The organism is Micromonospora aridisoli (assembly GCF_056150025.1).
In genome coordinates this window covers 1-512 of the sequence record NZ_JAXCFK010000193.1, presented here as the reverse complement: position 1 = coordinate 512, position 512 = coordinate 1, and the positions used below count along the sequence as shown (strand labels likewise).

At 74.6% G+C, this 512-nt stretch carries 1 pseudogene; it reads right to left on the bottom strand.

Annotated elements, in window-relative coordinates:
- Window positions 1–95: 95 nt before the first annotated feature.
- Window positions 96–512, bottom strand: a pseudogene (locus tag SM447_RS30065) (dihydroxy-acid dehydratase); the annotation flags it as partial.

The window sequence follows — 512 nt, the reverse complement described above, 5'->3', positions numbered from 1 at the left end:
ATCTCGGCGCGGACCAGCCCCTTCCGGGGCATGGGCCAACCAAGATCCGCGTGAGGGTCTGGGTGGCGGACCGACGCCGGGGCGGGGGCGGGGGTCTACTCCGGGACGCGGCGGTAGGCGCCGTCGCTGGCCGAGGTGGCCATCGAGGCGTACGCCCGCAGCGCCGCCGAGACCGGGCGCTGCCGGTCGGTCGGGGTGTACGGGCGGTCCCGCTTCTCCTCGGCCACCCGGCGAGCCTGGAGCACGTCCTCGGGCACGTTCAGCTCGATCGAGCGCGCCGGGATGTCGATGACGATCTCGTCGCCGTCCCGCACGAGCGCGATCAGCCCGCCGGAGGCCGCCTCGGGTGAGACGTGCCCGATCGACAGGCCCGAGGTGCCGCCGGAGAACCGGCCGTCGGTGAGCAGCGCGCAGGCCCGCCCCAGCCCCCGGCCCTTGAGGAACGAGGTGGGGTAGAGCATCTCCTGCATGCCGGGGCCGCCCTTCGGGCCCTCGTACCGGATCACGACGAC